At 70.9% G+C, this 11476-nt stretch carries 10 protein-coding genes; 6 read left to right on the top strand and 4 right to left on the bottom strand.

Annotated features, from left to right (window positions below; genetic code table 11):
- Positions 1-57 precede the first annotated feature (57 nt).
- Positions 58-954: a LysR family transcriptional regulator gene (locus AC0699_RS06765; RefSeq protein WP_478656515.1), complete on the bottom strand. Its 897-nt coding sequence runs from the start codon at positions 952-954 to the stop codon at positions 58-60.
- Between the two features lie 97 nt (positions 955-1051).
- On the opposite strand from AC0699_RS06765, the gene AC0699_RS06760 reads away from it, so the two are divergent.
- From AC0699_RS06760 to AC0699_RS06750, 3 genes are read left to right on the top strand one after another with little or no spacing between them, the layout of a single operon-like run.
- The gene (locus AC0699_RS06760; RefSeq protein WP_478656512.1) at positions 1052-1756 is read left to right on the top strand and encodes a succinate dehydrogenase; all 705 of its coding nucleotides are present in this window, start codon (positions 1052-1054) and stop codon (positions 1754-1756) included.
- 1 nt (position 1757) lies between these two features.
- Entirely contained in the window at positions 1758-3704 is a 1947-nt protein-coding gene (locus AC0699_RS06755) for a fumarate reductase/succinate dehydrogenase flavoprotein subunit (RefSeq protein WP_478656510.1), read from the top strand.
- Positions 3701-4447: a succinate dehydrogenase/fumarate reductase iron-sulfur subunit gene (locus AC0699_RS06750; protein WP_478656508.1), complete on the top strand. Its 747-nt coding sequence runs from the start codon at positions 3701-3703 to the stop codon at positions 4445-4447. Before AC0699_RS06755 ends, AC0699_RS06750 begins: the two co-directional genes overlap by 4 nt.
- Here the strand turns inward: AC0699_RS06750 and AC0699_RS06745 are convergent.
- On the bottom strand, positions 4437-5456 hold the full coding sequence (locus tag AC0699_RS06745) for an MBL fold metallo-hydrolase (RefSeq protein WP_478656506.1): 1020 nt from the start codon (positions 5454-5456) through the stop codon (positions 4437-4439). The genes AC0699_RS06750 and AC0699_RS06745 overlap by 11 nt on opposite strands.
- Positions 5457-5513: 57 nt before the next feature.
- On the bottom strand, positions 5514-6458 hold the full coding sequence (locus tag AC0699_RS06740) for a serine hydrolase (RefSeq protein WP_478656504.1): 945 nt from the start codon (positions 6456-6458) through the stop codon (positions 5514-5516).
- Between the two features lie 44 nt (positions 6459-6502).
- Here AC0699_RS06740 and AC0699_RS06735 point away from each other — a divergent pair, with 44 nt between their 5' ends.
- The 3 genes from AC0699_RS06735 to melC2 all read left to right on the top strand — a co-directional run bounded on the left by AC0699_RS06735 (position 6503) and on the right by melC2 (position 9114).
- Positions 6503-7459, top strand: coding sequence for a LysR family transcriptional regulator (locus AC0699_RS06735; protein ID WP_478656502.1), 957 nt, complete (start codon positions 6503-6505; stop codon positions 7457-7459).
- A gap of 363 nt (positions 7460-7822) precedes the next feature.
- Complete coding sequence (gene melC1, locus AC0699_RS06730; protein ID WP_478656499.1) at positions 7823-8251, top strand: apotyrosinase chaperone MelC1; 429 nt, start codon at positions 7823-7825, stop codon at positions 8249-8251.
- Positions 8252-8268: 17 nt separating this feature from the next.
- Positions 8269-9114 carry a tyrosinase MelC2 gene (melC2, locus tag AC0699_RS06725; protein WP_478656497.1) on the top strand — a complete coding sequence of 282 codons (846 nt, stop codon included), beginning with the start codon at positions 8269-8271 and terminating at the stop codon, positions 9112-9114.
- A gap of 3 nt (positions 9115-9117) precedes the next feature.
- Here melC2 and AC0699_RS06720 read toward each other — a convergent pair whose 3' ends face one another.
- Positions 9118-11466: an ATP-binding cassette domain-containing protein gene (locus AC0699_RS06720; RefSeq protein WP_478656495.1), complete on the bottom strand. Its 2349-nt coding sequence runs from the start codon at positions 11464-11466 to the stop codon at positions 9118-9120.
- Between the last annotated feature and the right edge of the window lie 10 nt (positions 11467-11476).

Genomic DNA, 11476 nt, shown 5'->3' with positions numbered 1-11476 from the left:
CGCAGTCGCCCGACGAACGTCGGCGCCCACGGGCCCGGCCGCGCCCGCCCGGCGCCGTCACGGCGCAGGTACCGGCGGGTGCGTGCGCAGCAGCAGGCGCTGGAACTCCCGCGCAGCCCGCGGCGGCGCCACGTCACTGCGGTGGGCCAGCGCGATGGTCCGCCGCAGCCCCGGCCGGGCCAGCGCCGTCACGCGCAGGTCGCGCCCCGCCCGCACGGCCACCATGCGCGGCACCACCGCCACCCCGAGGCCCGCCCGCACGAACCCCAGCACCGCGTCCATCTCCCCGCCCTCCACCGTGAACGTCGGCTCGAAGCCCTCCGCCCGGCACGCCGCGACCGTCAGCTCCCGCAGGTCGTACCCGTGCCGGAACATCACCAGCGGCTCCCCCTGGAGGTCCGCGATCCGCACCGGACGGCGCGGCGCGGGCGCCGCCGCCGAGGACACCACCACCAGGTCCTCCTGAAGCAGCTCCACCGCCGTCAGCGCGGGCGACGGCGTCGGCAACGGCAGCACCACCAGTGCCAGATCGAGGGCGCCGCGCGCCAGCCCCCGTACGAGATCGTGCGAGCCGCCCTCCTCGATCAGCAGCTCGATCGCCGGGTGCAGATCGTGAAAGGCCCGCAGCACGTCCGGCAGCAGTCCGGTGCAGACACTCGGCGTCGCCCCGAGCCTGATCCGCCCGCGCCGCAGCTGCGCCAGCTCCTGCACCTCGTGCCGGGCCGTGTCCGCGTCCGCGAGGATCCGCCGGGCCAGCGGCAGCAGCGCCTCGCCCGCGTCCGTGAGCGCGATATTGCCGCGCGCCCGGCTGAACAGCTCCGCCCCCAGCTCCTTCTCCAGCGCCCGGATCTGCTGCGACAGCGACGGCTGCGAGACGTGCACCCGCTCGGCGGCCCGTGTGAAGTGCCGGGTCTCGGCCACGGCCACGAAGTACTGGAGCTGCTGGAACTGCATGCGCTCCACCCTACGCGCCATAATAGGCATCGCCTATCGAGATGAGCCGAAGCATGTCTTGGACCTTTCGACACTCCCCGCCCTAGCGTCTGTGTCCATGGCTCTGGCAACGCGGACGGACCGACGACCGTCCATGACGCGCACGCTCTGGGGATCGACCGTCGGCAAGAAGACGATCATGGCCATGACCGGCCTGATCATGCTCGGATATCTGGTCGTCCATATGCTGGGCAACCTCAAGATCTTCTTCGGATCCGACGAGTTCAACGGCTACGCCCACTGGCTGCGCACCATGGGCGAGCCCTTCCTGCACTACGAGTGGGCCCTCTGGATCGTCCGCGTGGTGCTGCTCGCGGCCGTCGTGCTGCACGGTGTGTCGGCGTACCAGCTCAGCAGGCGGGACATCAGGGCACGCCCCAGCAAGTACGTCCACAAGCGGCCCCGCGCGAGCTACGCCACCCGCACCATGCGCTGGGGCGGAATCATCCTCGGCCTGTTCATCGTGTGGCACCTGCTGGACCTGACCACGCTCACCGTCAACGAGAACGCGCAGCACGGACGCCCGTACCAGAACGTCGTCGCGACCTTCTCCACCTGGTACGGCAACACCATCTACCTCACCGCGATGCTCGCCCTGGGCCTGCACATCCGGCACGGCTTCTGGAGCGCCGCCCAGACCCTCGGCGCCGGCAACGCGAAGCGCGACCGCATTCTCAGGACCGCCGCGAACGCGCTCGCGCTGGTGCTGACGGTGGGCTTCATCTCGGTACCCGTCGCCGTCATGACCGGATTGGTGAGCTGACATGAGCTACCTGAACTACGCGACCGGCGAGCCGATCGCCGACACCAAGGCGCCCGAAGGCCCCATCGCTGACCGCTGGGACCGCCGCCGCTTCGAAGCCAGGCTCGTCAACCCGGCCAACCGCCGCAAGCACACCGTCATCGTGGTGGGCACCGGCCTCGCCGGCGGGTCCGCCGGAGCCACGCTCGCCGAACAGGGCTACCACGTCGTCCAGTTCTGCTACCAGGACTCCCCGCGCCGCGCCCACTCGATCGCCGCCCAGGGCGGCATCAACGCGGCGAAGAACTACCGCAACGACGGCGACTCCGTCCACCGGCTCTTCTACGACACCGTCAAGGGCGGCGACTTCCGCGCCCGCGAGTCCAACGTCCACCGCCTCGCGCAGATATCCGTCGAGATCATCGACCAGTGCGTCGCCCAGGGCGTCCCCTTCGCCCGCGAGTACGGCGGCCTCCTCGACACCCGCTCCTTCGGCGGCGTCCAGGTCTCCCGTACGTTCTACGCACGCGGCCAGACGGGCCAGCAACTGCTGCTCGGCGCCTACCAGGCGCTGTCCCGGCAGATCGCCGCCGGCAACGTGGAGATGCATCCGCGTACGGAGATGCTCGACCTGATCGTCGTCGACGGGCGGGCCCGCGGAATCGTCGCCCGCGACCTCGTCACCGGGAAGATCGACACCTACTTCGCCGACGCGGTCGTCCTCGCCTCCGGCGGCTACGGCAATGTCTTCTATCTGTCGACGAACGCCATGAACTCCAACGCCACCGCCATCTGGCGGGCCCACCGGCGCGGTGCGTACTTCGCCAATCCCTGCTTCACCCAGATCCACCCCACCTGCATCCCGCGCACCGGCGACCACCAGTCCAAGCTGACGCTGATGAGCGAGTCGCTGCGCAACGACGGCCGCATCTGGGTGCCCAAAGCGCGCGGTGACCAGCGGCCCGCGCACGAGATCCCCGAGGACGAGCGCGACTACTACCTGGAGCGCATCTACCCCTCCTTCGGCAATCTCGTGCCGCGCGACATCGCCTCGCGCGCCGCGAAGAACGTCTGCGACGAGGGCCGTGGCGTCGGTCCCGGCGGCCAGGGCGTCTACCTCGACTTCGCCGACGCGATCCGCCGCATGGGCAAGGAGAAGGTCGCCGAGAAGTACGGCAACCTCTTCGACATGTACGAGCGGATCACCGCGGAGAACCCGTACGAGGTGCCGATGCGGATCTACCCCGCCGTGCACTACACGATGGGCGGCCTCTGGGTGGACTACGACCTGCAGACCACCGTCCCCGGGCTCTTCGCCATCGGCGAGGCCAACTTCTCCGACCACGGCGCCAACCGGCTCGGCGCCTCCGCGCTGATGCAGGGTCTCGCCGACGGCTACTTCGTCCTGCCCTCGACCATCAACGACTACCTCGCCCGCAACCCGCACCACGACGAGATCGACGACAGCCACCCCGCCGTGACCGAGGTGGTCACCGAGACCGAGGACCGGCTGAATCTGCTTCTCTCCGTCGACGGCGACCGGACCCCCGACTCCTTCCACCGTGAACTCGGCGAGCTGATGTGGGAGTTCTGCGGAATGGCCCGCACCGACGAGGGCCTGCGCAAGGCACTCGGCCGGATCCCGCAGATCCGCGAGGAGTTCTGGCGCCGGATCAAGGTGCCCGGCACCGGCGAGGAGTTCAACCAGTCGCTGGAGAAGGCCAACCGGATCGTCGACTACCTGGAGCTCGCCGAGCTGATGTGCCTCGACGCGCTGAACCGCAGCGAGTCCTGCGGAGGCCACTTCCGCGAGGAGTCCCAGACCCCGGACGGCGAGGCGGCACGGCGGGACGAGGAGTTCTCGTACGCCGCGGCCTGGGCGTTCACGGCGACCGGTGAGTCGCCCGTCCTGCACAAGGAAGACCTCGTCTTCGAGTACGTCCACCCCACCCAGCGGAGCTACGCATGAAGCTCAACCTGCGCGTCTGGCGCCAGAAGAACGCCGACGCCCCCGGCGCCATGGCCACCTACGAGGTGGACGGCATCTCGCAGGACATGTCGTTCCTGGAGATGCTCGACACCCTCAACGAGGAACTCATCCTGCGCGGAGAGGACCCCGTCGCCTTCGACCACGACTGCCGTGAAGGCATCTGCGGCGCCTGCTCGCTCGTCATCAACGGTGACGCCCACGGACCCGAGCGCACCACCACCTGCCAGCTGCACATGCGGTCCTTCGAGGACGGCGACACCATCGACATCGAGCCGTGGCGCGCCTCCGCCTTCCCGGTGGTGAAGGACCTGGTGGTGGACCGTTCGGCCTTCGACCGGATCATCCAGGCCGGCGGGTACATCAGCGTCCCGACCGGCGCCGCCCCCGAGGCCCACGCCACTCCGGTCCCGAAGGCGGACGCCGACTACGCCTTCGAGCACGCCGAGTGCATCGGATGCGGCGCCTGTGTCGCGGCCTGCCCCAACGGCTCGGCGATGCTCTTCACCTCGGCGAAGGTCAACCACCTCAATGTGCTCCCGCAGGGCTCGCCGGAGCGCGAGACCCGGGTCCTCGACATGGTCGCGACCATGGACGAGGAGGGCTTCGGCGGCTGCACCCTCACCGGCGAATGCGCCACCGCCTGCCCCAAGGGCATCCCGCTGCCGTCCATCGCGGCGATGAACAAGGAGTGGCTGCGGGCGACCCGGAAGGTCAGCCGGTAGGACCTCCGGCCGGAACGGGCCTCATGTCCGCCCCGTAGACCGTGCGGTAGTCGGGGACGACCACCCTGGACGCGGGGCTGTGCCGGTGGATCCCGGCGACGAACCCGTCCAGGTCCATCGCGGGATCACGCCGCGGCGGGGCGCTCAGTGGCCTCTCGAAGTCGTCCCAGTGCACCGGGACGACCGTCGCGGGGTTGCCGAGCGCGCCCAGCAGCCGCGGGAGATAGCGGTACGTCGCCTTGCTCGACGGTGTCGCCGCCATCAGGATGTCGGGCCGCAGCCCGTTCGCGGCGCGCTCCTCGAAGTCGCTCGCCCCCATCAGAAACACCGAGGGACCGCCCCGGACGCTCAGCTGGAAGGCGAGCGTGTCACCCTCCGGCAGATCGGAGACGGTCTCCGGGGCGCGGGCCGGCGGGGCGCACATCGTGCCGGGAGCGAAGTACGAGTACCTCGCGTTGCGGCTGTGCCGGCTGGAGACGACCTCGACCGTGTAGCCGTCGAAGTCCAGCACCTCGCCACCCTTGACGACACTGATCTGCGCCTTGTCGACCCCGAGCGCCCGCAGCACGTGATACGTCGTCTCGGTGCCGATCACCCGGGCACCGGTGGACCGGGCGATGTACGGAACGTCGTTGATGTGGTCCCAGTGGGTGTGGCTCACCAGCACGACCTCGGGCCGCCCGGCGTGCTCGCGGACCAAAGGCCGGTCCGTGGTGAGCTTCGTGGCCGGGTCGAAACCGCCCTTGGCGGTGAACAGCCCGGTGCTGAAACGGGTGATGTACGGGTCGAAGAGCACGGTCCGCTCGCCGATACCGATGCGCCAGCCCGTGGTGCCCAGCCACCGGAGGACCGCCGAGTCCGCAGGGACGGGGGTGGGGGGCGTCGAGCCCGCCGCCGTGGCCGTGGCCGCCGTGGCGGGAAGCAGCGGCGCTGCCGCCCCAAGGGCCGCGCCCCGAAGCAGCGTTCGCCGTACAACCCTTCGCGTGGATCGTCCTTGTGCATCGCTCATGGGACGCAGAAGATCACCCCGGAGCCGCGCACGTCCAAGACCGGGTGGGTCACCGACTCATACCCGGCGATGCATGAGGCCTGGCCGGAGGGGAGCGGAGGGTTTCGAGCCGCGCAGAAACTCCACGGCCGTCCGCGCCGCCGTGCCGATCGCGGAATCCGTCACGGTGCGGTTCGCGGCGAGGTCGGGGGTGCGGGCGAACACCGCGACCGCGTACCGGCCTCCGTCCGGATACTCGGCCACCCCCGCCTCGTTGTGCAGCCCCGGCAGCGTGCCGGTCTTCGCCGCCACCCGTACGTCGTCCCCGAACCCGGAGGCGAGCCGGTGCCGGAAGACCTGCCGGGCCATCAGGTCCCGTACCTGGGCGCAGGCTTCCGGAGGCCCGGCCTCGTCGCGCCAGACCATCCGCAGCAGCCGTGTCATGTCGCGCGGCGTGCTCGCGTTCGTACGCTCCGGGTCGAGCACCGCGAGCCGGTGCACCCGGGCCGGGGACAACGTGGGAAAGACAGCCGCGAACTCCTTCTCGTCCCGGGCTCCGACCTCCGCGAGCATCGACTCCAGCACCTGCCGGGGCCCGCCCACGACACGGGTGTCCGCCAGGCCCAGTTCGGCGGTCAGCAGCCGGACGGTGTCCACTCCCACCCGGGCCAGCAGCAGGTCGGCGGCCGAGTTGTCGCTGACCGACATCGCGAAGTGTGCGAGATCCCGCAGGGACAGCTCCACATCGTCCGCGCAGCCCGCTGTGCCCCAGCCGCCCAGCCGGTGTTCCGCCGTGACCCGCACCCGCTCCCGGGGGTCGAGCTGGCCGGCCGCGGACTGCCGGGCGAACTCCAGCGCCAGCAGCACCTTGAACACGGAGGCGATGACGACCGGTTCGTCGGCTCCGTACCCGACCCCGGCCAACTCGTCGGGCCCGTTTTGCGCGTCGATGTCCACCGCGTGGAGCCGGCCCTCGGCTCCGGCCGTCGCGAACACCGCGCGCAGCCTCTCCTCGATCAGCATCCCGGCCTCATCCGGTCCCTGCTCCCATCGCTTAGGGTCGTGGCGTGGATCTCTTGCGCCACCTGCGTATTTTCGTCGTCGTCGCCGAGGAGCTCCACTTCGGGCGGGCCGCCGAACTCCTCGGCATGGCCCAGCCGCCCCTCAGCCGCTCCGTCCGGCGGCTGGAGGACGACCTCGGCGCCGAACTCTTCGACCGCTCACGGCGTCAGGTCCGGCTCACCCCGGCCGGGGCGGTGCTCCTCGAGGAAGCGAGGGAACTGCTGGCCCGTGAGCAGCGCACCAGGGCCCTGGTGCGCCGGGCTCGCGACGGCGACCTGGGCACCCTGCGGGCGGGGGTACCGCCGGACACCACGGCCGCGGTGCTGGGCGCGCTGCTCACCGAGTGTGCCGAACGGACTCCGGGTCTCCGGGTCGACCTCCAGGAGGTGACGACGGACGAGCAGTTGAGGCTGCTGGCCTCCGGACGACTGGATGTCGGGCTCGTCCACCAGCCGGTCGACGCCACCGATCTGGTCCTGGGACCCGAGGTCGGCGTCGAGCTGGGCGTGGTGCTGCCGCGCACCTCGCCGCTGGCCCGGCTGCCCGAGGTCGGGCTCGGCGACCTCGCGGGGCATGACCTCGTTCTGTTTCCACGGGCCGCGGCGCCCGGCTGGTACGACAGGACGCTCGCCGTCTGCCGGGACGCGGGCTTCGTACCCGGCCGTGTACGGCACGCCCGGAATCCCGAGTTCCTCATCGGTCTGGTGACCGCGGGCTGCGGAGTCGCCTTCGATCAGGGCCCCGTGGCCCGCAAGGAGCCCAGGGTGGCCTGGCGGCCGCTGGCCGGCCGGCCCCTCGCTCAGCGGATCTGTGCGGTCTGGCCGCGCCGTGCGCCGCACGCGGCGGCCGGTGAATTCGCCGCCCTCGCCGCGGACGTGCTGTCCCGGGACCGAACGACGGCGATGCGGAACTCCGGGCCCGAGCAGGACGGGCCGCGCCCGTGGTCCGTGGTCTACGGCTGACGGGTGCCGCCCGTGCTCCGTGGTCCACGGCTGACGAGTGCCGACCGGGTGCCGCGGAACCCGGCATGTGTTCCGGACAGTTTTCCGTTGTGAGGCCCGGCACAGCAGGCCGATGCGATCCGAAGATATTTCACAGAACTGTCACATTCGGCGCAGGATTTACATCTCATGCGTGGACTGAAGGCGTCGAGCGCAAGATCGACTTCGTTCAACACTGCACTTTGTGTGGCGAGATGTCCGTATAGCAGCCAACCGGTTCCCGGCGACTTCTGCCGATCGACGGCAGACCTGTAGGCATGGCCTCGGCGGTACGACCGACCGACGGACCGCCGTCCGAACACCGACATACCTGGGGGTTCCGCCATGTCCAGATTCACCCGCCGCCAAGCCCTGGGCGCCGCCGCCGGCGCCGTCGCGGGCATCGCCGTGACCGGCGTCACCCGCGGCACGGCACAGGGCGCCGGATCACCCGGCCAGGCCGCACCCGGTTCCTTCGACGAGGTCTACAAGGGCCGCCGGATACAGGGCGGTCCGTCCCACGGCGGCAGTCACGACGGGGGTCACCACGGTGGCCACGGAGGCGGCTACACCGTCCGCATCGACGGTGAGGAACTGCATGTGATGCGCAACGCCGACGGCACCTGGATCAGTGTCGTCAACCACTACGAACCGCGGGCCACGCCGCTGGCCCTCGCCCGCGCCGCCGTCGTCGAACTCCAGGGTGCCGCCCTCGTCCCTCCCCCAGCCTTCGGCTGGGGGGACCCCCATCTCGCTTCGCTCGCCCTCACCTGATCCGGAGCGCCACCGCAATGACCGTACGGAAGAACCAGGCCCAGCTGACCGCCGACGAGAAGCGCCGTTTCGTGGACGCCCTTCTCGCCCTCAAGCGCAATGGGCAGTACGACGCTTTCGTCACCACCCACAACGCCTTCATCATGAACGACACGGACAACGGGGACCGCGTCGGGCACCGCTCGCCGTCCTTCCTGCCCTGGCACCGCAGGTTCCTCATACAGTTCGAGCGGGCCCTGCAGTCCGTGGACCCGTCGGTGGCGCTCCCGTACTGGGACTGGACCGCCGACCGCACCGCCGCCTCCTCGCTCTGGGCCGCCGACTTCCTCGGCGGCACCGGCCGCAGCAGGGACGGCCAGGTCATGGACGGCCCGTTCGCGGCCGCCTCCGGTGCCTGGCCCATCACCGTACGGGTCGACGGGCGCGGCTATCTGCGGCGCGCCCTCGGCGAGAACGGACGGCAGCTGCCGACCAGGGCCGAGCTCGACTCCGTCATGGCCATGCCCACGTACGACGCCCCGCCCTGGAACAGCGCGTCCGACGGCTTCCGCAACCACCTCGAGGGCTGGCGCGGCGTCAATCTGCACAACCGCGTGCACGTCTGGGTCGGTGGCCAGATGGCGACGGGAGTCTCCCCGAACGACCCGGTGTTCTGGATGCATCACGCGTTCATCGACAAGCTCTGGTCGCAGTGGCAGGCACGCCACCCGGGCTCCACGTACCTGCCCGCGGCCGGCACGGCGAACGTCGTGGACCTGCACGACACCATGCGCCCGTGGAACGACGTGACCCCCGCGGACATGCTCGACCACACGCCCCACTACACCTATGACAGGGCTGCCGGGGCCGCCCCGGCCGCGTAGGTCCTAACGGGCTTCACTTCCGAGGGACTTGGCGAGATACGGCGCGGTGCGGCTCCCGGCCGCCCGCGCCACCTCCGCCGGAGACCCCTCGGCCACGATCCTGCCGCCCTCGTCTCCGCCCCCCGGGCCCAGGTCGATCACCCAGTCGGCGCCCGCGACCACATCCATGTCGTGCTCGACGACCACCACCGAATGCCCGGCGTCGACCAGGCCGTGCAACTGCCGCATCAGCACCTCCACATCGGCGGGATGCAGTCCGGTCGTCGGCTCGTCCAGCACGTACAGCGTGTGGCCCCGGCGCAGGAGCTGAAGCTCGGCGGCGAGCTTGATGCGCTGGGCCTCGCCGCCGGACAGCTCGGTCGCGGGCTGGCCGAGCCGCAGATAGCCGAGGCCGACGTCGAGAAGCGCGCGCAGGCTCCGCAGCGCCGCCGGTGTGTCCGCGAAGACCTCGGCCGCGGCTTCGACGGTCAGATCGAGCACCTCGGCGATGTTCCGGCCGCCGTACCGGACCTCGAGGGTCTCCGGGTTGTAGCGGGCGCCCTGGCAGTCCGGACAGGGTGCGTACGTACTGGGCAGGAAGAGCAGCTCGACGGAGACGAACCCCTCGCCCTGGCAGGTCTCGCACCGCCCGCCCGTCACATTGAAGGAGAACCGCCCCGCCTTGTAGCCGCGCGCCCGGGCTTCGTCGGTGGCGGTGAAGAGCTTGCGCACGACGTCGAAGAGCCCGGTGTACGTGGCCAGATTGGACCGGGGAGTACGGCCGATCGGCCGCTGATCCACCGTCACCATCCGCTCCACGCCCGGGAGTTCCCCGGAGATCGATCCCACGAGCGTCGACTTTCCGGAACCCGACACACCGGTGACCGCGGTGAACACCCCGAGCGGCAGCCGCGTCGTGAGGCCGTGCAGATTGTGCCGGGTCACCGGCCCCAGCGTGAGCTGCCCCGACGGCTGCCGGGACGCCCGGACCGGAGCCGGCTCCGCGCCGAAGAGGAAGCGGCGGGTCGCCGACTCCGTCACCTCGGCGAGCCGCTCGGGCGGCCCGCTGTGCAGCACCCGGCCGCCGTGCTCGCCCGCGCGCGGCCCCACATCGACCAGCCAGTCGGCGTGCCGCACCACATCCAGATGGTGCTCCACGACGAACACCGTGTTGCCGCCCGCCTTCAGCCGGTCCAGGACGACGAGCAGCGCCTCCGTGTCCGCGGGATGCAGCCCCGCCGACGGCTCGTCGAGCACGTACACGACCCCGAACAGGCCGGAGCGCAGCTGCGTCGCCAGCCGCAGCCGCTGCAGCTCACCGCTGGAGAGCGTAGGCGTGGCACGGTCCAGGCTCAGATAGCCGAGCCCCAGCTCGGTCACCGTGCCGATCCGGGACAGCAGATCCGCCGTCAGCACCCGCGCCGTCTCGTCGTCCCGGTCCGTGCGCAGGGCGTCGGCGAGCGCGGTCAGCGGCAGCGCGGCCAGCTCGGCGATCGTCCGCCCCGCGAAGGTCACCGCCAGCGCTTCCGGCCGCAGCCGGCTGCCTCCGCACACCGGGCACGGCGCGCTGGTCAGAAAGCGCTCGGCCTTGGTGCGCAGCGTCTGGCTCCTGGAGTCGGCGAAGGTGTGCAGGACATAGCGCCGGGCGCTCATGTACGTGCCCTGGTACGGGCGCTGGATACGGCTCGCCTCCCGTACCGGATGGACCGTCACCACCGGCTGCTCGTCCGTGAACAGGATCCAGTCGCGGTCCTTCTGCTCCAGCTCCCGCCAAGGCCTGTCGACGTCGTACCCGAGGGTGTCCAGGACATCACGCAGGTTCTTGCCCTGCCAGGCACCCGGCCAGGCGGCGATCGCGCCCTCCCGGATCGACAGCGACGGATCGGGGACCAGCAGGTCCTCGCTGGTGCGGTGGATCCTCCCGAGGCCATGGCACTCCGGGCAGGCCCCTGCGGCGGTGTTGGGCGAGAAGGCGTCCGAGTCCAGCCGCGCGGCGCCCGCCGGATAGTCGCCCGCGCGGGAGAACAGCATCCGCAGCGAGTTCGACAGGGTGGTCACCGTACCGACGGAGGAGCGCGAGGTGGGGGACGAGCGGCGCTGCTCCAGGGAGACCGCCGGTGGCAGACCGCTGATCTCGCCGACCTTCGGCGCGCCCACCTGGTGGATGAGCCGTCGGGCGTACGGGGCGACGGACTCGAAGTAGCGACGCTGCGCCTCGGCGTAGATCGTGCCGAAGGCGAGCGAGGACTTGCCCGACCCGGAGACTCCGGTGAAGACCGTGAGCGCGTCGCGCGGGATGTCGACGTCGACGTTCTTGAGATTGTGCTCGCGGGCGGCGCGGACGCGGACGTAGGGGTCGTGGGGGCCTTGCATACCGGGGATT

Source organism: Streptomyces sp. NPDC043870, from assembly GCF_056435785.1.
The sequence above is the reverse complement of the archived record's forward strand: the minus strand, read 5'-3'. Positions and strand labels throughout refer to the sequence as shown.

Excerpts from the sequence above, each read along its gene's own strand:
- AC0699_RS06765 (WP_478656515.1), bottom strand. The coding sequence starts at position 954 with ATGCAGTTCCAGCAGCTCCAGTACTTCGTGGCCGTGGCCGAGACCCGG.
- AC0699_RS06760 (WP_478656512.1), top strand. The coding sequence starts at position 1,052 with ATGGCTCTGGCAACGCGGACGGACCGACGACCGTCCATGACGCGCACG.
- melC1 (WP_478656499.1), top strand. The coding sequence starts at position 7,823 with ATGTCCAGATTCACCCGCCGCCAAGCCCTGGGCGCCGCCGCCGGCGCC.
- AC0699_RS06720 (WP_478656495.1), bottom strand. The coding sequence starts at position 11,466 with ATGCAAGGCCCCCACGACCCCTACGTCCGCGTCCGCGCCGCCCGCGAG.
- melC2 (WP_478656497.1), top strand. The coding sequence starts at position 8,269 with ATGACCGTACGGAAGAACCAGGCCCAGCTGACCGCCGACGAGAAGCGC.
- AC0699_RS06740 (WP_478656504.1), bottom strand. The coding sequence starts at position 6,458 with ATGCTGATCGAGGAGAGGCTGCGCGCGGTGTTCGCGACGGCCGGAGCC.
- AC0699_RS06755 (WP_478656510.1), top strand. The coding sequence starts at position 1,758 with ATGAGCTACCTGAACTACGCGACCGGCGAGCCGATCGCCGACACCAAG.
- AC0699_RS06750 (WP_478656508.1), top strand. The coding sequence starts at position 3,701 with ATGAAGCTCAACCTGCGCGTCTGGCGCCAGAAGAACGCCGACGCCCCC.
- AC0699_RS06745 (WP_478656506.1), bottom strand. The coding sequence starts at position 5,456 with ATGAGCGATGCACAAGGACGATCCACGCGAAGGGTTGTACGGCGAACG.